We start from the raw sequence: 19,425 nt of genomic DNA, 5'->3' as shown, positions 1-19,425 counted from the left end.
GCATCAAGCTCTGTTCTTTTCCTTGTCGATCATGATCTGCAGGATGGTCTTGTCAGCGGCGCTCATGCCTTCGTGGCTGAGAGTTCCCATGTTTCTGATGGTGCTTTCGGGGGAGGTGCCGATAATGCCGTCGGTGTCTTTGACGTTGATACCCTGCAGGGAAAAGAGCGCAGCCTGCACCGCAGCACCGGCTGCGGTATTGAGTTTGATGGCGCAGCCGGCTTTGGCGCCGTCGCAGATAACCCCGGCCAGATCTTCCAGGATATTCTTGATCGCGCCGGCGATGTGGTTGGCGTCACCTCCAACCAGGTAGGCGATGCCGGCGGTGGCGCCTGCACCTGCCGCCACTGAGCAACCGCATACCGCTGAGAGCCTGCCGGTATGTGCCTTGACGTAGCCGGTGATGATATGGCTGAGGCCAATCGCCTTGAGCACCGTTTCTTCATCGGTGTCGATAAAATCCTTGATGGCCCAGATGGGCAGAATGGCGGTGAGACCGTGATTGCCGCTGCCGGCAGAGCTCATAGCCGGCAGCTTGGCGCCGCTCATGCGGGCGTCTGCTGCAGCCGAGGTCAGCCTTCTGGCCGAGGTCGCCATGTCGTTGACCAGAAGCTTCTGCTTGAGCAATCGGTCGATACCTTTGCCGATACCAAGACCGCTGCCGTGTTTTAAGCCGTATTCGGCCAGGCGCAGGTTGTGTTCGACACCTTCCTGCAGGAAAGCGAGATCTTCTTCATCAAGTTCATCAACCAGGTCGTAAAGATCGTTAAGGCTGAGCTGCCTCAGCCATTCTTCAAGCTCGGCAAGTTTATTTTTGCCGGCGTTTTCAGGCAAGGTGGCGATTAGAGGCGAATCGGTCACCTCGTTGCCATCGAGCTTGAGGCTGACAATGTTGTTGTGCAGATCGACTATGGTACATTCTGCCATTGAATCGCCGGAGACAATCCTGGCTGCTATGTAGAGCCCGCGCTCCTCCCGTACCTTCACCGTTACAGCTTTAGCCTTGAGTAAATCCCTGGCTTGCTGGACGGATTCTTCGTTGAGCGATTCAAATAACTCGAGGCCCAGCAACGGGTCACATCCGCAGGCTCCGAGGGCGGCTGCGGTGTTTATGCCAGCCAGGCCACCGCTGTTAGGGATAGTTACGGCCATGCCATTTTTGTAGATGTTGGGGTCTACCAGAACCTCAATGGAGTCGAACTGCTTTTCAGGGAGTATGCTCGCGGCAGCTGCTGTGCCAAGGGCGACGGCGACCGGTTCTGTGCAGCCGAGGGCGAGAGTTACCTCCATCTGCAGAATGTCTTTGACCGTAAAATTCATAAAAATAGTACCTCGGGGCGTTGTTATAACTAACTGGTAATTACAGCGCCAGAATGGCTTCAATCTCGATGTTCGATCCCAGCGGCAAGGCTGCTACCTGAACGGTGGAACGTGCCGGTGGTGAGTCGGTAAAGTACTCGGCGTAGGCGGCGTTCATAGTTTGAAAATCATCGAGATCGGTAAGAAAAATTGTAGTTTTCACAATATTATCCAGGGATCCTCCGGCCTCTTCGGCGACAGCCTGGAGGTTTTTCAGAACCATGTGAGTGCGGGTCGCGATGTCGCCTTCGACAAACTTCCCGGTGGCAGGATCAATCGGCAGTTGACCAGAGATAAACACCAGATTTCCGGCAGAGGCTGCCTGCGAGTATGGACCAAGGGCTGCTGGTGCTTTGTCGGTTGTATACACTTTTTTCATTACATTATCCTTTGTTTCTCTATCAAAAATGATGCGTTGCGAATTTTGTAAGAACAGAATTCAGCAAGACTCTGACATTGTAGTAATTAATTCATCCATTAATTTCTCAATTTTGATCAACTCTGTCAATATAAAACGTTCATATGCTCAAATAAGATTGTCGATTGTACTTCAGGAACGTCATTCTAAAATTGCTTGAGGCAGTACCTCTGCCTGGCAAAAATGTGCTACACTAAAACGGCAAACAGCTTTGCTGCCAGATGGCAGGTTTGCGTTGGAGACAGTAATTTACTGTGCCTCTTTTTATATGTGTCAACTTGTATTCCAAGTGAATCTGTGCAGATAATTAATTATATGACCTAACGCTCAAACTTCTACGAACTATCGTACAAAGGAGGGGAATAATGCCAGCCCAAGGGACGAATACACTCCATAACCATATTGGTGCGGTCAAAAAGGGAGAGCGAGTATTTGAAAACGCCTTTCAAAGTGTCAGTCGAATGATCCTCGACCGGGAAATAGACAAGGTGGTGGTAAACGGTAAAACCACTTTTGACTTCAACATCTTCAGAGAAGGAAGGAAACATATCATCGGCATGTACGATGAGATTAATTCCTTTGTCTCCTTCGTGAAAGATGCGGCCCAGGGCGGTTCATCCAAAGAGATGGCATATGTGCTGGTGGGTGAACCTGGAAATGGTAAGACCTTTCTGGTCGAATACCTGTGTGCCATGTATCGCGATTTCCTGGCAGAGCCGGGAAACCACAAGTATACCTTTCGGTTCAAATATCTCGATAAGATCGGGGACTACGGCAATATCAAAATTATTGAGTCCCAGACTTACGAAGATCCCATGATTTTGGCGATGAACCTCTTGGAAAATAAAGGGGAGTCAAAAGAGTACCTGCAGAAAAAATATCGCTCGACCAGCGCCATGATTGACGAGTGGTATGAAAACTACAGACCGCTTGGTGCCTGCTCCGCCTATATCTGGAACGATATACGGGACTATACGGACGGCCAGGTCGACAAGATGCTCGAGTTTATCGATATCGTGAGGGTGCCTCTGGTTGAGAGCCTGGGCACGGTGACCGGTAAATATCCTGCCAAGGATAAAATCACCTCTTCGGCGGTAGATCTGCTGGGGGAGGAGTCTATTCAGCGGTTGTTGCATATCACTGACACCAATAATCCATTTCGCTTTGATTTGCGGCGTGGCGCCCTGGCAAGGGTGGCTGGCGGAGGTATTCATTTCAGTGATGAGATTTACAAAAACAAGAAAGATCTGGTGCAGGTCTATCTGGGCGTAATCCAGAACAGGACCATTGAGATTGACGGTTATAGATGGCCGATTGATACGCTTATCATCGCTACTTCAAACAACTCTGAGTTCAATCGCTTTCTGGCAGAAAAGGAAGAGGCGCCCATTATCGATCGCTGCCGTATCTGCTATGTCTCGCATAATACCAACTATAAACTGCAGAGTGATCTGACTGCTTACGCTATAGGTGATGAGTCGAAGACTACCCTGACCGGCGATGTGATGCATCAGGACCCGAACCTGAATTACGCAGCTTCAGTAGCGGTGGTTCTCACCAGGCTGCCAAGATCCGAGAAACTGACACCTATCGAAACCATGAAGCTGGCGTCGGGGGAGGTCGCTGGAGAGAAGAGTCTTAAAACTCTTTCTGAGGTAATTGATATCCTGAATCAGGATCATGACATTACCAAACGTTTTGGCCAGAAGGGGCTGGGGCAGCGAAATCTCGGCCGCACAATGCAGCTGATGCTTGAATCAAGTGAGACCAACGAGGGCAAATGTATGTTTGCCTATGATGTCTTCAGGTCTCTGGAGCGAATCGTTCTCGACTACGTGAGCGAGGCAAATGATCGGGCAAAATTCCTGGACGATTTGAAAATAGCACGGGGCCTGTACCGGGAACGTATTCTGACAGAGATGTTCAATGCGTATATGGATGAACCGCTGGCGATACGAAAAGATGTTTTGAACTATGTGAACATGATCATAGGCATCGATGCAGAGAATCTGGGGGCGGATAAAATGTGGAAGTATAAAAATCCCCAGACCGGTGAACTGCTGGCGATCAAGATTGACGAGCGGTATATCGACTCGGTGGAAGACCGGCTCGGCCTGAAGACAAGAGAGCAGAAAGATTCGTTCAGAACCTCGATCAGGAAGGTATATGGCCAGAAGATCTCCGTTGATCCGAATTATGACTTTATGGACAATCTGGAGCTGGTCAAGGCTGTAACCGATGTGCGGTTGAAGTCTGATATTGCCGGGGCCGGCAGTCTCATCGGAGCATTGGCCAACCGGACAAACGAGGAGAACCAGAAGCTGTATGACAGGATGATCGATACCATGCTCAATAAGCTCGGTTATTGCCCAACCTGTGCCCAGAAGACCATCGAGTATTTCTGTACCCAGGTGGACGAAAACTAGTGGATTGCCAGCGTCGCTGTGTCATTGAGCACGAGACAGACGAACTGGCGTAACACCTCGGAGATCATGAAAAAATTACGTGAACTCTATGTCAGCTGTAAAGCGCGTGGCTTGACGAAAGAGCAGGATGAGATGATCAGGCGTGAACTGGTGGCGGCTGAGAAAGCAGGAGATGTTGATCTGTACCATAACCTGCAGCCACCAATCCGGCCTCTGTCCATGTATGGTTATAACGATTACCAGATGTTGCATGGTGGGGCAGCTCCGGAACCTACGCCAATCAGTTCGGTGCATTCCCTCGACTATCTGCTGGAAAAGGATTCCCAGCGGGAAAAGGATGGGTTTCCCAGAAAGATCCGGATTGGCAAGCTGGTCAAGCCCGGCCGCGACGGTGATGAAAAAGTGGTGGTTGTACCAACTACCGTCGAAGAGAAATTGATTCATGACAAGGTGCGACTTGACGAAGAAGAGGAGGGTGAAGGAGAAGGTGGCAGCGACGGCGGTTCTGGTGAAGGGGAAGAGGGAGAGGTAATCGGTGAGCAGCCGGTTCGCCAGGAAGATGGCGCTGGAACAGGTGCAGGCCAGGGCGATGCTGCATCCCACGAGATAGAGTCCAATGCCTATGACCTCGGCAGGGTATTGACCGAGCAGTTCGCGCTGCCCAATCTTCGCGATAAAGGCAAAAAACGTTCTCTTACCAGGTATACCTGGGATCTCACAGACAAGAACCGTGGCTTTGGTCAGGTTCTCGATAAAAAAGCGACTCTCAGGCGCATAATTCAGACCAACATTGGGCTGAAACGGATTTCCGGTCAAGGTCGGATAGACACTACGGACCTGCTCATGTCGCCCCGTGACAGGGTCTATCGGATTCTCTCCAGAGAAAAAGATTATGAATCACAAGCGGTTGTGTTCTTTGTCCGCGACTATTCCGGCTCCATGAGCGGCAAGCCCACGGAACTGGTGGTGAATCAGCATGTGCTCATTTATTCATGGCTGATTTTCCAGTATGAAAAGCAGGTTGAAACCCGTTTCGTGCTCCACGACACCGAGGCTAAGGAAGTGGACGACTTCAACACCTATTACAACTCCAAGGTGGCGGGGGGGACACAGGTTTCCGCAGCCTATAAGCTGGTAAACAAGATTGTGGAAGATGAGAGCCTGGAGAAGGATTACAATATCTATATTTTCCACGGTACAGATGGGGATGACTGGGATACCAGGGGTGATGAGGCGATTCCTGAGCTGAAAAAGATGTTGGGCTATGCTGCTCGAATCGGGGTGACCATCGCCGAGAACGGGTATGGCATCTCGGGTAAGACAGAAGTTGAGACCTATCTGCGTAAATCGGGATTGCTTGAAGAATGGCGAAACAATTTGCGTCTTGATGTGCTGAGTAAGGATGCCACAGAAACCAGACTTATTGACGGTATAAAGAAACTCATCGCGTAATTTCCGGAATATCGAAGACCCATCAGGATCTAAATAATATGGAACTGATCAGTCAACATGCCAAGAAAATCATGGAAGGGTGTAAGGAACGCGCCCGTGATGCGGGGCTAACCTTTCAGGATGAGAGCCTTGAGTATATCGTCACCAACCGTGATATGCTCGAGCTCGGCCCGAAAAACATGATTCCGACCCTTTATGATTATTGGGTGCAGGATGTTGAAATTTTGAAAGAAACCGGCAGGTATGAGCTCTATCCATCAAATCCGTATGAAACGGTAATCAATACCAGACCGCCGATCTCGTTTTACAACGACAATAACCCGGACTGGCTGAACGTGATGATTTTTTATCACGTTATTGGCCATATCGATTTTTTCCAGAACAATATCTACTTCCGCCATACCTGGGACTATGATTTCTCCAGCAAGGCCATTTCGGACAAGCGGCTTATTGCCATGCTGCGTTCAGAAAAAGGACACTGGGTCGATTATGTGATCGAATTTGCCAAGGCGGTGGATAACCTTGTTGGTTATTACGAAACATTGGCAGGTTATGCCCGGCCGGATGGTCGCAGGATAACTATGCTGGATTATTATTTTGATGTCTTTTTACAGAAACATCAGAAGAAGAGCATCTCTGGCTACGTGAAGGAGATAGAGGATTACAACAAGAAGATCAAGGAGAATCCGGAGAAAGGGGAACAACTGTTTCTGGAGACGGTGAAGTCAAAATACACTGAGCTGGAATCCTACTATAAAAAACATGTCGCCCAAGATGCCGGTCGCTCCCGTATGGATATCCTGCAGTTCCTGATAGAACACTCACCGTTTTTAAAAAAGGAAGAGAATCGCTGGATGGCCACCGTTATAGAGGTTATCCGTACTACCTCGCTCTATTTTCAGCCCCAGATCAGAACCAAGATATTGAATGAAGGGTGGGCCAGCTACTGGCATGAAGAATTGTTTCTCCGTGACGACAGGATCAAAGGTCATGAAGTGGAGTTCGCCATAATCAATGCCAAGGTGACCTCGATGCCGCGGGTTGGCTTAAACCCCTATGCCCTTGGCATGCGGCTCTTTTACTATCTTGAGGAAAAGGCCAACAAGGGGAAGTTTGACCTTGAGTTCAGCAGGCTTTATGACAGTTATGCTCGCAGCAAGTATGACCTGCAAAAGAATAAAGGTCGTGATTATATTTTTTATGTACGTGAAAATTACGCAGACTCAATGTTTGTAAATTCTTTCATCGACCAGGATTTTGTTGATAAGCACAAGCTTTTTGTGGTGGGGAAAAAGCTGAACAAGGAGCGGATGACCTGGCAGTACTATGTGAAAAGCAGGGAAGCGGATGAGTACCGAAAAATGGTGGCTGAACAGCTCTATCACCCCCCGTCGGTTACGGTTGATGTGACCGAAGCTGGTACTTTGGTGCTAGACCATAAATTTGAAAATAAGCCACTGCTGCGTGAGTTCGTGGACGGGTCTTTAATGGGGGTGGAGTTCCTCTGGGGCGGGCCGGTGGCCCTCTACTCGTCAGAGCCAATTCCCATAAAAGTTGATGAGACACCGTCTCTTGCCGGACCTGAAGAAAAAATGCGGAAACAGTATGTCTGGAAGCGGTTCAAATACACAATGAAGGGGCGTAAACTTTCACGGGAGTTGGCGGAATAGAGAACTGCACGTTTCGATTGAGCCCGGATCTTACTTGTCCGCTTCTCGCAACTCAAGCGGGCAAGGTGGTCTCGCGGGAACAATGAAGAGTACAGTTTCAAGCTCATCTTGTTGCAGGGGATAGAAGGGTTTTGAGCTGATGTTCATGAAAGTCGGGGTATAAGGTGCCAACATAAACATGACGGGATAAAGGCAAAGCCAATATACAGGTGTTTCGATGCAAGAACTGAACAAAGCCCTGGAGAGTCTCAGAAAGCACAGGGGGAGTTGGGCCAAGCGGGCGCTAATCACATTTTCTGATTATCTTCAGGAGGTTATAGCCCAGCCTGAGCGCAATATTCGTGATGTATACCAGGTCTATGTCGATATGATCAGTACCTTTATTTGTGAGGGAATAGATGAATATAAGGATGATGCAGAGTCGATAGACTACCTCGATTACAACTGTAACCGTCTTTTCGTTGAAGGTTCCGATCGTCCGTTTTTTGCAGATCGTCTCTTTGCCAACAGGTTGATGCGTCATGTGGATTCAGTCTCTGTTGGCGCCCAGCAGAATAAAATTTACATTTTTGAAGGGCCCCACGGCAGTGGCAAATCGACATTTTTAAATAATCTGCTCAGAAAATTCGAGGAATATGCCAACACCCCTGAAGGGGCTCGCTACGAAGTCGTCTGGCGTTTAAACAGGGATGACTATGAGGAAGGAGGACAGACTCTCAGCTCGTTCACAGACCGGATCGCATCAATCCTTGAAAATGATGGCAAGAAACGGGCGGCGACAGAGATAAAGAATTTCATAAATGTAAAAGATCAGACAACAAACTATTTCAACGTGCCCTGTCCGAGCCATGACAACCCGTTGCTGATCATACCGAAAGATGTTCGACGCCAATTCCTGGAAGATCTCTTTGAAAATGGAGAGTTCAAGTGGAAGCTGTTCACCGAGAAGAAGTATGAGTGGATATTCCGGGATGAGCCCTGCACTATCTGCACCTCAATATACCAGGGGCTGTTAAAAAAATATCAGGATCCCGAACATATCATGCGGTATGTCTATGCCCGCCCCTATGCCATTCGAAGGAGGTTGGGAGAGGGTATTTCGGTTTTTAATCCTGGTGATAAACCGCTCAGGCATAATGTGATCCACAATGATGTGATCCAGAAAAACCTCAACGCTCTTTTTGCAGGCTCCCAGCAGGTAGCGTACCTCTATTCACGGTATGCCAAGACCAACAACGGCATATACGCCCTGATGGATGTGAAGTCCCATAACACGGATCGGTTGATGGAACTGCACAATATCATCAGTGACGGTATCCATAAGGTTGAGGATCTGGAAGAGCGGGTAAACTCACTGCTTTTTGCCCTGATGAATCCGGAAGACCGGAGAATTCTGGACGACCTGCAGGCGTTTTCTGATCGTATCGAATACATAAAAATCCCGTATATTCTCGACCTCAAAACCGAGGTGCAGATTTACCTGGAGATCTTTGGCAAAGCAATCGAAAAGAGTTTTCTGCCCAGGGTGCTGCATAACTTTGCCCGGGTAATTATAGCAACGAGGTTGCGCTGCCAATCGGAAGCGCTGCTCGAGTGGATCGGTGATCCCGAGAAGTATGAACTGTTCTGTGACAAGGATTTGCTGCTGCTGAAGATGGAAATCTTCACCGGCAATATTCCGAAATGGCTTGAAGCCAATGATGTTGAAAAGTTCACGGCCAAGAGAAGAAAGAAGGTTATCGCTGAATCTGAAAATGATGGCTGGATAGGGCTTTCCGGGCGTGATTCGATACGGATGTTCAATGAGTTTTACACCAGGTTTGCCCGTGACGACAAGATGATAGATATGTCCATGTTGGGCACATTCTTCCGTGAGTATTGTAAGCAGGACAAAGAGCTACTGCCCGAAGGTTTTCTTGATTCCCTGCTCAGGATGTACAATTACACTGTGTTGCAGGAGGTAAAAGAGGCGCTCTACTACTACAACGAAGAGCAGATCTCCCGCGATATTCAGAATTATATGTTCGCTGTTAATTTTGAGCAGGGTGCCAGCGAAAGATGCACCTATACTGGAGACTTTATAGAGATTACGGCCGATTTTTTCAGGAGGGTCGAGGCACGATTGCTGGTAACCGAGAGTGAGGCCAACGCTTTCAGGAATAATGTCCAGAAGGCGTACACGACTTCAGCCCTGACCCAGGAGATTCTTCGTGATGAGTTGGATATAACCCAGACTTCACTCTTCATCCATCTCTACGGACGATACGTCCATAATCTCAAGGAGAAGGTGCTGGTGCCCTTCCTGCAAAACGAGAACTTCCGGATGGCAATTCGGGATTTTGATTCAGATTCCTTCAGAACCTACGACACCAAGATCCAGGAAGACGTTACCTACATGATTGAGAACCTCACCAGAAAATACAAATACTCACGCCAGGGTGCGAAAGAGATCTGTATTTATGTGATTGATAATAATCTGGCCCAGGCATTTGCTGAGAAAGCGGTTAGGGAGGTTGCCCGGTCGACAATTTCTGATATAGAAACAGGGGTGTGACGGCGAGTTGGATGTTGGATGTTGAGGGCTGACTTGGCCAAAAAAAGGGGCTTTCCTGAAACAGGAAAGCCCCTTTTTTTGGTTCGCATATCGGGATGATAGGATGGTTTTGGTTTTAAGCTGTTAGCCCTATCCCCCTTACTCCTCACGCCTCACTTCGTGAAGCGGAGTTTTATTGGTAATCGGATTTTATTACTTGCCGCTTATTTGTTTTTTTTCGGCCTGGGCCTGCACTGCGGTAATCGCCACAGTATTGACGATATCCGGTACCAGACAGCCACGACTCAGGTCGTTGACTGGTTTTTTCAGCCCCTGCAGGATTGGACCAACGGCTACCGCATTGGCGGAACGCTGAACAGCCTTGTAGGTGTTGTTACCGGTGTTGAGATCCGGAAATACGAAAACAGTGGCTTTACCGGCAACTTTGCTGTCAGGCATTTTCGCTTTACCGACTTGCGGATCGACAGCAGCGTCATACTGGATCGGCCCTTCGATCTCAAGTCCGGGGAAAGCAGTCTTGGCGCGTTCCTGGGCAATCTCGGTGGCGCGCCGCACTTTTTCAACCTGCTCACCTTTTCCGGATTTTCCGGAAGAGTAGGAGAGCATCGCCACCAACGGATCGATACCAAAGATGGCAGCGGTCTGGGCAGAAGAGATGGCGATTTCGGCAAGCTCTTCTGCGGTTGGGTTGGGGTTGACCGCACAGTCACCATACGCCAGTACCCTGTCGTTGAGGCACATCAGGAAAACACTGGAGACAATGGGACAGTCCGGCTTGGTCTTAATAAACTGGAAAGCGGGGCGAATGGTGTCGGCGGTGGTGTGTTCAGCGCCGGAAACCATGCCATCGCAGTGCCCTTTATAAATCATCATGGAACCGTAGTAGTTGAGGTCATCCATGATATCGCGGGCATTGTCGAGGGTTACACCTTTGCTCTTGCGTAACTCATAGTAGGTCTGGACATAGTCCTCGAAGTGCGGTGACTTGGCAGGCTCAATGATTTGGGCATTGTCGAGGTGAAGACCAAGGCTGCTGATGCGTTCCTTGATCTTGTCTTCGTTACCGAGGAGGGTCAGGTCAACCACTTCGCGGCGCAGCAGAATCTCAGCGGCCTGGAGGATACGGTCGGACTCACCTTCAGGCAAAACGATGTGCTGCTTATCAGATTTTGCACGCTGCAGCAACTGGGACTCGAACATCTTCGGAGTGACGATGGTGGTCTTGGTCTTGATGATCTTGTCGCTCAACTCATCCATGTCGATATGGCGCTCAAACACGGCGAGGGCCTGGGTGATCTTGCGGGTGTTGTCCGGAGTGATCGCAGCGTGGATGTGCTCAACCCTGATGGCTGCTTCGTAGGTGTTCTCATTGACGGAGATGATTGGCACTGTGTCCTGGAACCCTTCGATCACATTCTGAACAGCCTCTTCCGGGACCAGTCCGCCAGTCAACATGATGCCCGAGATGTTGGGCATGGACATGGAGTGTACTGCGGCCAGACAGGCAAGAACCACGTCAGAGCGGTCACCCGGGGTGATAATCAGGGTGCCGTAGTCGATACGCTCCAGCAGATTCCTGAGCTGCATGGCGGCGATGGTAAAGCTGCGGACGTGGCGGGTAAGGTTTTCACCACCATAGAGGATTTCGGCATTGAGCAGGCGGGCAACTTCGCCGACTGAGGGATTACCGAGGTTCTCGTCGTTGGGAATAGCGTAAGTGAGACCACGTGCAACCTTGACCTTCATCAACTCCTGCACCTGCTCGACATAACTCGGATCGACGCGGTTGGCAATGGTAGCAAGAATATCGCAGCTGCGCTCTTCAAGGGACTCATGATAGACCTTGATGGAGCGAACAACGTCATCCGGACTCTTCATCTTACCGTTTGCGACGAGAATGACCGGACAACCCAGATTGTTGGCGATATCGACGTTGATGTCGAAGTCAAAAGAAGCTGAGGCGCCCTCAAACTCGGCACCTTCGCAGAGAATGAAGTCAGCTTTGGCGGCCAGGGCGTTATACTTGGCCATGATGCCATCCATCAGTTCCGCCTGCTTACCGAGGGAAATGAGTTGACTGGCTTCATTCAAAGTGTAGGCGCACATCTCCTCGTAATCAAAACAGAGATTGAACTGACTCTTGATAAGGTTAATGGTGTTGTCCCGTTCTCTGTTTCTGTCTTCAACCAGGACAAGCGGTTTGAAAAATGCTACTTTTTTGATGTTGCGGCTAAGCAGCTCCATCAGCCCCAACGTAATGGCTGATTTGCCACTTCGTGGCTCAGTTGCAGCCACATACAGATTGTTTGCCATGATACCCTCTACAGCTAATCTACCAGGATGAGGATAGTTGCGACATATCCTGCATCATTAATATGTTATGGTGGGTCCTACTCGAGTCCTTCCTTGAGCTCATCGAACTTGCAGGTCAATTTGAGACCATCATCTTCAAAATATGTCACAACCTTATAAGGAAGTGATTTAAACAGGTTCACCATTGCCTTGTTGGTCGGCACCGTATAGGCAACAAGTCCTGCAATTCCGTTATCACGTGCTGCCACTGAGATCTTCTTCAGCAGTGCTTTACCCAGGCCGAGTCCCTGATATTGGGTGTTGACGGAGAAAGCTACTTCCGCCATGTTGGTTTCAGCTTCGAGGAGGTATTCACCAATGGCAATGACATTCTCAAAACCCGCTTCACCGACAAGGGCAATAAGCGTGAGTTCTCTGATATAATCAATTTGCGATTTAGTTTCCACATCGGAACGGATAAAACTTGTTTTTTCGTGAAAAAATCTGCGTACGACATCATCTTTGTCAAGGCCATAGTAGTGCTCCTGAATCCTTCGTTCGTCCACCGGCTTGGCAGGACGGATGGTTATCTTGAGATTATCCCGATAAACAAAATCCTCTAACTGGACGGGGTAAACAGCTTTTCCGGCTGTTCCCAGTTTGCGGTCACGCGCAACCAGACCGACTTCTTTGGCTGAGTCGAGCAGTTCATCGCGAAAATCAGGGTGAGAAATACTGATCAGTGCCATGGCCCGTTCCTGCAGACTTTTACCGAAGAGGTTGATGACGCCGAATTCGGTTGCCACAAAATGTACATCTCCGCGCGGTACCACCACGGCTTCGCCCGCTACGGATGGGGTGATTGCCGACATTGAACCGTTGTTGATGGTTGAAGGTAAAAAGATAATCGATTTTCCACCCTTGGAGCCGCGGGCTCCCCGCACGAAATCAGGTATACCGCTCACTCCGGCATAGAGTGTGTGGGCCATGGCTTCGGCCAGAACCTGCCCGGTAAGATCAATAGCACGGGCCCGGTTCATGGTGACCATCCGGTTGTGGCGCGCGATGGTGAATGGGTCGTTCACGTAATCGGAGGGGTAGAACTCTATACCGGGGTTGTCGTGGAGAAATTCGTAGAGGTTGGAGCTTCCAAGGGCGGCTGAAGCAACCAGCTTGCCGTCGTTGTATCCTTTGCAGCGGTTAGTGATCACCCCCTGCGAATAGAGATGCATTACGTCTTCGGTGAGGTACTGGGAGTGAAAGCCGAGGTCATTTTTCCCCTCCAGTGCCTGCACCGTGGCCTGGGAGGCAGCGTCGAGTCCAACCTGCAGGGTGGAGCCGTCTTCTATTAATCTGGAAAGTTGTTTGCCTATACGGGCGGCTGTTTCAGATTGTTCAATTGGTGCTATGGTCAGCAGCTCTTCGTTATGTTCGACAACAACATCGACCTGGTTGACATGGATAAAACTGTGGCCCATAACCCTGGGCATTCTGTCGTTGACCTGTGCTATGACGAAATCGGCAGCCAGTGTCGCGGCGTAGGTGACATCGACAGAGATGCCGAGACTCATCCAGCCGAAATCATCCGGGGGGGAAACCTGGATCATGGCTACGTTCACCGGCATCCTGCGGCTGGTAAAGAGTGAGGGCACTTCGGACATATTCATCGGTGTGATAAAGCGTTTATTCCGGGAGAGTGATTCGCTGCTGGTAGACCCCAGGTATATGGAGCGGATGTTCAGGCTGGCATCATGGGTCTGGTCGGCGATATCGATAAGTGATGAGGTTTCCATGCTCATCATTCTGACAATCTCAAGTCCGCTGAACTCTTTTGAACAATGGGCGAGGGCCCGGACAAGTTCCTGGGGTTCGCCACAGGCAGAGCCTATGAATATACGCTGGCCATGCCGTATTTTCCGAATTGCCTGGGCTGAACTGCAGATCTTTTGAACATAGGTGTCGGCCCAGTAGATATTTTCTGCCATAACTCACTCTCCATAATTATTCGGGGTATAAAACCACCCGTGAAGTGAACAGCTGCATTGTTACGTCATCGTTTTGAAAGCTTAACTCCCCATGAAATGCAGGAACTATTCAGGGAGATAGAGAATAGGGGGCGGAATATGTATCTTACGCTGTCGTTATATTTTACCATATAACGACGTTAATATGTCAGAATCTGGTGAGTGGTCGTAGAAAAATCACGTTTTTTCTTTGATTTATGGAGTCTGCGGGTGAGGAGGAGCTGAAGTGGGGAAAAAGCGGCGCACCATCTGGGAGGAGATGGTACGCCAGGAGGGGCCTCGGAGAGGACTATCTTACTTGACTACCGTGAATCCTCCGACCAGCGTAGCGCTCTGGCCGTCAGGATTGATGACGGTAACATCACGGGGGCCGATAACGGCCTTGTGTACTACACTGATTGAACAGATTATTTCGCTTTCAGAGACCACTGTTACGGAATTAACAGTAATAAGCGCCCCAAAGTCGACAGTGGTTCCAGTTTGAAAACCGGAACCGGACAGGGTCACGGTAACGGTGTCACGCCAGCCGGCACTGTCCGGCACAACTGTGTCAAGAGCGGGGGGCGGATCTGAAGGAGTTGTACCCAGATAGTCGAGAGAGGTAGTCACATCTATTTTTCCGTAACCCCAATCGTCGTTGGCTTCAGTTGGATCAGTGGCAGCGGGGTGTGTATAGCTGTCGGTGCGGGCGCCCTGGCGCAGAGTTTCTTTCATGTCTGCCGGTGCCGGGGTAATTCCCAGATCTGAGGCTGCGCCCAACAGGACAGCAACTGAACCTGTCGCATGGGGGCAGGACATACTCGTCCCTTGCAGGGTGGTATAGTAGCCACCGTACTCAACACGGTTCATGCATCGAAAATAGTTGTAACCCGGTATGGCATGGTTTACCTGGGACAGGGAGGCCACAATGCCCACACCGGGGGCAGAGATAAATGGCTGACTGCGGCCATCACGACTTGGACCTCGACTGGAAAAATAGGCGATGTCCTGGAGGTGGAAGTCGTTGTAATAGGTGATTGGCGGGGTAGCGTAATCCATGTCTATATATGAATATGCAGACGATGGATCTTCACAGTCATCATAGAGTCGTCCCGGCCAGGTGGCTTTTGTCTGGTATGCGCCGATGGAGATAGCCGAAATTGCCGTGGCGGGCTTACCGATAGTCATGGAATTGTCGGCCAGGTCGGGATCGGTGACGTCTCCGATCACATGGGAAGCGCTGCCGCTGTCATACCAGACGAAGGAATGTTTCAGGCTGTCGCTGAAACCCTGCCAGCCATGGTAGGTTACATCGCCGCTTGCGGTGGAGTAGATGTTGACGACCCAGGTACCGGAGGCGGGATTGACGCCACTGAAATCAGAAATTTCGATATAGATGTTGTTGTCACCGTTTTCTGCTTCCCAGAAGGAGTTTGCACCGGAGATATTCTCCACATAAACCGTTCCTTCCGGAGTGGCGAAACCACCGGATTTGCCATCGGTGTACCACAGGGTTTTGTTACTGCCGGTGTAGCTTTGCGGGTAGGTAACACCGCTCGGACTGGTAATCTGGACGTAGGTTGTGACATCGCCTGGATACCAGATGTCAAAGAAGGCGTAGTCGTCAGCCGAAGTGGGTGTATAATTACTGTTGGTGGAAATGACGATGTCATGGCTGGTCTGGACATTGCCCGAGCCATGAATTGGGCCGCCATGGGTATCGAAAGAGGGGCCTTCCCAGCTACTTCCTGCGTTTCCAGCACTTATACAGACAATCTTGCCGGGACCGGTGAGATCATCAAGACCACGCTCTTCAGCGGTGGTACCATCGTGAGGGCCATAGTCGCTGCCCATACTCATGTTAATGACGCATGGCTTGCCGGCTGCGGCAGCTTTCTCAAAAATCCAGTTGATGGCGTCGACCACGGCGGTGTCTGAGTTGCGGTTTTTCTCGTTATCAAAGTCGAATTTTACGATCAGCAGTTCGGCGTCAGGGGCAAGGCCTGTATACGGCCCGGCATAACTGGGAGCACCGCCGTTACCAGCGGCCGTACCCGCCACATGGGTACCGTGGCCGTCATTGTCGCGGTGCGCGCAGGTGGTGTAACCCCCGTTGATCAATGGTGAAGTCCATTCTGTTCCATAGCTGAAGCCTGCCGGAGGAGAAACTGTCTGGGTTACATCGGTAGAGTCCAGGGTATGGTCCCATACGGCAATTATCCTGGTATCGCCATACGCATCTATGAAATCAGGGTGCTCAATATCAATCCCGGTGTCAATGACACCAACGATCGCGCCGGTTCCTGAATCCCCGGAACGGGGGTAACTCGTGTCAGGTAGATTGACGCCTGTTGCGGTGGCGCTCACATCCATCATCTTCTTTACGGGTTGTCCTGCAGTGACTTTGTGAACACCGGCCACTGCGGCTATGGCCCGAAGCTTGTTGACAGGGACTACAGCGGTCATAACACCGCTTGAAGTCACCGTGTTGATCTCGGCCCCCAGAGCTTCTAGGTTTTTTAACGAGGCAATATCGGCATCAATGAAGACATGGGCAAAGCCTTCTTTTTTGCCGTCTATTGTACGGGTGAATGTGGAGGCAAATTTACCGCCGGCAAAGCGGGCACCTTCGGTTTCGATCACTCTCTCAAGATGCGGACCAAGACGACCAGCCCATAGATTGGGAGCAATCAGCATTACCGCAGCCAGAACGATGGTCTGGCTCCATCTTCTTGAAATCCTGTTGGAAAAAATCATTCTGAAGAGCCTCCTGTGTAAGTTTTGAGGAGTATGGGAATGCTTTATCCGAGCGAATTACAATTTCTGTTGCCTGTTGAAGAAAAGGAGTGTTCCGGGCATGCGCGGATAGCTGCCGAACTCCGGTTAAATCTGACTGGGCAGATTCAGTGGTATGGATTCCTTAAGCGCTACTTTGAAGCAGGGGTATATCTGTATTTCGACATGGACAAGATTGGTGCGTGTAAAGCTGTGTGGCGATACGAAATAGTCTGGCAAAGCCTGAAAGCAAAAAGAATGACCTTTTGGGGATGAATATGTCACTAGCCATTAAAACAAATAATATTGAAAAAAGCATCGGAAAAAAGAATAGATAGGCATGGAGTGGTCTGGGCCGGCAGGTGCTGTGCCTGAGTTGGCGGGGGAATGCGGTTGTCGGATGGTTCTGGAAAAAAATACTTATGACACGCAGTGGTGGCAGGGAGATTTTGAGGGGGGCGCTATTCACAAGTCAGGAGGGAAAATTGAAATTTTCCGGTTACCTCTGCCGCAAATAGTGGGGAAATAACATCCGGAGAGAGAGTTGGCTGCCAGCAGCCTCCTGCAAAAACATTTGGATTCATAGGCTCTTCGTGTGTTAGGATTGAAGTGAGAAGATTATAAGATTTTGATTGAGTTTCAAGTGTGACTAAGCAGATAAACGGTATTTCTTTGTCCATGTCTGGCAATCTGCTGATTCAATATGTGCTAATGAAGAACCCCATAATTTATTTTTTTTGCCCCCAATAGCTCCGGGGCTCTCAATAATACAAATAAATATCAGATTATCAGTATTTTATAGTGTTAGGAAAGGCTCAGAAGCAACTGAAATGTTTGTGAAAAGCTCCTTGATTGTGGAGTGTAATTGATTATCGTTACCTAACACACGCAATGCTCATTTTGTTCATTCCTGTGAATATCAACAGGTTACGGCGAGTCGAGTGTTGCGGCTCCGAAAAGCAAGTTTGTTGGGGTGAAAAGTTATGTTGGTCTGATTTCGATTGAACTTCTGTCCTCTAGATCTCTGTGCTGGATTGTTATGAGGGCAGCGTGTTGCAGTTGACCTGGCGTTTGCTGGTCTGTTTTGAAATCAGCCTGCGAGTCTGCGCTTGGCGCTGAAACCGGGTCCCTGCGATGCAATGGGCTCTAAGTTCAGGGTTCGATCACCATCTGGGATGCCTGAATATCTGCTGGTTGAAAACGTAATAAACGAATTGAGGAGAACAGTATGCTGAAAAAAACACTATTTGTTTCACTGGCAGCTCTGGCTCTCAGTACACCTGCCATGGCTATTGAGATGCCGGAGGATGCAACAGTAACCTTCGAGAACGAGTCCACCGCTTATCCATCGTATAAGTTCAATCAGATCATGGAAGCGTATGGCATTGAGTTGATGCCTGAGTACGCAGGTATGGTTCCCAAAACCTATGCGAAAGTAGGTGACGGAGAGGCTGTCTTCAATGATGATAATATCGCCTATCCGCCAACATACTATCACAATATTTTCACAGCCTATGGTCTTGAGTTGCTTCCTGAGAATGCTCGTGAAATACTTGAAGTGCCGTCCTATGCGAGGGTTGTTGGTGACGAGGTGATTTTTGGAGATAGCGTGAGCATAGCTTACGATGGTTGGGCCTGGCAGAATATCCTTTCAGCATACACCCTGATCGACAGTGATGGTGATGGGGTCCCTGATATTCGGGATGACTGTCCGAATACGCCAAAAGGTGTGCAGGTCAACGAGAGAGGATGCTGGGAGTTTGGTAACGACCTGCTGTTTGATTTTGATAAGTATGACATCAAGCCTGAGTACTTCTCAGTATTGGACGATACTAAGCGTATTTTCGATCTCAATCCGGGCCTGAAACTCACGGTCGAAGGTCATACCGATAGCATCGGTGCCGAGACCTACAATCAGGGTCTTTCTGAAAGACGTGCTAATTCAGTTATGAACTACCTGATACAGAATGTTGGAATTGACCCGGCCAGCCTTGATTCTGTTGGTTATGGTGAGACACAGCCTGCCTATCCGAATGACACCGCGGAAGGGCGTGCCAGAAACAGACGAGCTCAGTTCACCAGCAACATGCAGTAAGCTGCTTAGAGCACTATCGTAGCAGAAGGTATTTAAAAAAAATCCCCCGGAGTTTTCAGGCTCCGGGGGATTTTTTATGGAAATGCGGCAGCTCCAGTTCGAACTTCTCATCAGTTCAGGCAGTGTCGGGTTCGAAGTTTTTGGCAGTAAACCATAGTGGACTATGTTTACTGCCGAAATACTGTAGAAGATGACACTGGATGGACTGACCTTCGGTGAGCATTTTGAAGAAAAGAGGGGCGGATTTCAGCAATGCCTGAAAAACTCATACTATCTTCTGATTTCGACAAAATGCTCATGAGAAATTCGAACCAGGTTCTCTTGGCAGAATGAGAGACCTGGGAGTTGTGCCGCAGGAGAAGGTAATAGATCTGCTACTTC

General features: G+C 49.6%; 12 protein-coding genes. 6 read left to right on the top strand and 6 right to left on the bottom strand.

Annotated elements, in window-relative coordinates; translation table 11 throughout:
• Nucleotides 1-3 precede the first annotated feature (3 nt).
• Entirely contained in the window at nucleotides 4-1,320 is a 1,317-nt protein-coding gene (locus ACN5NT_RS05085; protein ID WP_419174701.1) for a serine dehydratase subunit alpha family protein, read from the bottom strand.
• A gap of 40 nt (nucleotides 1,321-1,360) precedes the next feature.
• Nucleotides 1,361-1,738, bottom strand: coding sequence for a RidA family protein (locus tag ACN5NT_RS05080; RefSeq protein WP_136795491.1), 378 nt, complete (start codon nucleotides 1,736-1,738; stop codon nucleotides 1,361-1,363).
• A gap of 404 nt (nucleotides 1,739-2,142) precedes the next feature.
• On the opposite strand from ACN5NT_RS05080, the gene ACN5NT_RS05075 reads away from it, so the two are divergent.
• From ACN5NT_RS05075 to ACN5NT_RS05060, 4 genes are all read left to right on the top strand, one after another.
• A complete protein-coding gene (locus ACN5NT_RS05075; RefSeq protein ID WP_136795490.1) occupies nucleotides 2,143-4,203 on the top strand; it encodes a serine protein kinase PrkA in 2,061 nt (686 codons plus the stop codon).
• Between the two features lie 66 nt (nucleotides 4,204-4,269).
• Nucleotides 4,270-5,655 carry a DUF444 family protein gene (locus ACN5NT_RS05070; protein ID WP_136795489.1) on the top strand — a complete coding sequence of 462 codons (1,386 nt, stop codon included), beginning with the start codon at nucleotides 4,270-4,272 and terminating at the stop codon, nucleotides 5,653-5,655.
• A gap of 38 nt (nucleotides 5,656-5,693) precedes the next feature.
• Complete coding sequence (locus tag ACN5NT_RS05065; RefSeq protein WP_419174700.1) at nucleotides 5,694-7,325, top strand: SpoVR family protein; 1,632 nt, start codon at nucleotides 5,694-5,696, stop codon at nucleotides 7,323-7,325.
• 217 nt (nucleotides 7,326-7,542) lie between these two features.
• Complete coding sequence (locus ACN5NT_RS05060; protein ID WP_419174699.1) at nucleotides 7,543-9,879, top strand: serine protein kinase PrkA; 2,337 nt, start codon at nucleotides 7,543-7,545, stop codon at nucleotides 9,877-9,879.
• A gap of 192 nt (nucleotides 9,880-10,071) precedes the next feature.
• Here ACN5NT_RS05060 and pta read toward each other — a convergent pair whose 3' ends face one another.
• From pta to ACN5NT_RS05045, 3 genes are all read right to left on the bottom strand, one after another.
• Nucleotides 10,072-12,192 carry a phosphate acetyltransferase gene (gene pta / locus ACN5NT_RS05055; protein WP_419174698.1) on the bottom strand — a complete coding sequence of 707 codons (2,121 nt, stop codon included), beginning with the start codon at nucleotides 12,190-12,192 and terminating at the stop codon, nucleotides 10,072-10,074.
• Between the two features lie 77 nt (nucleotides 12,193-12,269).
• Nucleotides 12,270-14,156 carry a GNAT family N-acetyltransferase gene (locus ACN5NT_RS05050; protein ID WP_419174697.1) on the bottom strand — a complete coding sequence of 629 codons (1,887 nt, stop codon included), beginning with the start codon at nucleotides 14,154-14,156 and terminating at the stop codon, nucleotides 12,270-12,272.
• 333 nt (nucleotides 14,157-14,489) lie between these two features.
• Complete coding sequence (locus ACN5NT_RS05045) at nucleotides 14,490-16,931, bottom strand: S8 family serine peptidase (RefSeq protein ID WP_419174696.1); 2,442 nt, start codon at nucleotides 16,929-16,931, stop codon at nucleotides 14,490-14,492.
• Between the two features lie 39 nt (nucleotides 16,932-16,970).
• Here ACN5NT_RS05045 and ACN5NT_RS05040 point away from each other — a divergent pair, with 39 nt between their 5' ends.
• Nucleotides 16,971-17,225, top strand: coding sequence for a hypothetical protein (locus ACN5NT_RS05040; protein ID WP_419174695.1), 255 nt, complete (start codon nucleotides 16,971-16,973; stop codon nucleotides 17,223-17,225).
• A gap of 185 nt (nucleotides 17,226-17,410) precedes the next feature.
• Here ACN5NT_RS05040 and ACN5NT_RS05035 read toward each other — a convergent pair whose 3' ends face one another.
• Nucleotides 17,411-17,629 carry a hypothetical protein gene (locus tag ACN5NT_RS05035; protein ID WP_419174694.1) on the bottom strand — a complete coding sequence of 73 codons (219 nt, stop codon included), beginning with the start codon at nucleotides 17,627-17,629 and terminating at the stop codon, nucleotides 17,411-17,413.
• A gap of 548 nt (nucleotides 17,630-18,177) precedes the next feature.
• On the opposite strand from ACN5NT_RS05035, the gene ACN5NT_RS05030 reads away from it, so the two are divergent.
• Nucleotides 18,178-19,044, top strand: a complete 867-nt coding sequence (locus tag ACN5NT_RS05030) for an OmpA family protein (protein WP_419174693.1) — start codon at nucleotides 18,178-18,180, stop codon at nucleotides 19,042-19,044.
• Nucleotides 19,045-19,425 lie beyond the last annotated feature (381 nt).

Origin of the sequence: Desulfosediminicola sp. (assembly GCF_048381775.1) — a bacterium.
Lineage (GTDB): Bacteria > Desulfobacterota > Desulfobulbia > Desulfobulbales > Desulfocapsaceae > Desulfopila > Desulfopila ganghwensis.
Note: the sequence above shows the minus strand (reverse complement) of the source record. Positions and strands in the feature narration are given on the sequence as shown.

Excerpts from the sequence above, each read along its gene's own strand:
- ACN5NT_RS05075 (WP_136795490.1), top strand. The coding sequence starts at position 2,143 with ATGCCAGCCCAAGGGACGAATACACTCCATAACCATATTGGTGCGGTC.
- ACN5NT_RS05085 (WP_419174701.1), bottom strand. The coding sequence starts at position 1,320 with ATGAATTTTACGGTCAAAGACATTCTGCAGATGGAGGTAACTCTCGCC.
- ACN5NT_RS05080 (WP_136795491.1), bottom strand. The coding sequence starts at position 1,738 with ATGAAAAAAGTGTATACAACCGACAAAGCACCAGCAGCCCTTGGTCCA.
- ACN5NT_RS05045 (WP_419174696.1), bottom strand. The coding sequence starts at position 16,931 with ATGATTTTTTCCAACAGGATTTCAAGAAGATGGAGCCAGACCATCGTT.
- ACN5NT_RS05070 (WP_136795489.1), top strand. The coding sequence starts at position 4,270 with ATGAAAAAATTACGTGAACTCTATGTCAGCTGTAAAGCGCGTGGCTTG.
- pta (WP_419174698.1), bottom strand. The coding sequence starts at position 12,192 with ATGGCAAACAATCTGTATGTGGCTGCAACTGAGCCACGAAGTGGCAAA.
- ACN5NT_RS05060 (WP_419174699.1), top strand. The coding sequence starts at position 7,543 with ATGCAAGAACTGAACAAAGCCCTGGAGAGTCTCAGAAAGCACAGGGGG.
- ACN5NT_RS05040 (WP_419174695.1), top strand. The coding sequence starts at position 16,971 with ATGCTTTATCCGAGCGAATTACAATTTCTGTTGCCTGTTGAAGAAAAG.
- ACN5NT_RS05030 (WP_419174693.1), top strand. The coding sequence starts at position 18,178 with ATGCTGAAAAAAACACTATTTGTTTCACTGGCAGCTCTGGCTCTCAGT.
- ACN5NT_RS05050 (WP_419174697.1), bottom strand. The coding sequence starts at position 14,156 with ATGGCAGAAAATATCTACTGGGCCGACACCTATGTTCAAAAGATCTGC.
- ACN5NT_RS05035 (WP_419174694.1), bottom strand. The coding sequence starts at position 17,629 with ATGGACAAAGAAATACCGTTTATCTGCTTAGTCACACTTGAAACTCAA.
- ACN5NT_RS05065 (WP_419174700.1), top strand. The coding sequence starts at position 5,694 with ATGGAACTGATCAGTCAACATGCCAAGAAAATCATGGAAGGGTGTAAG.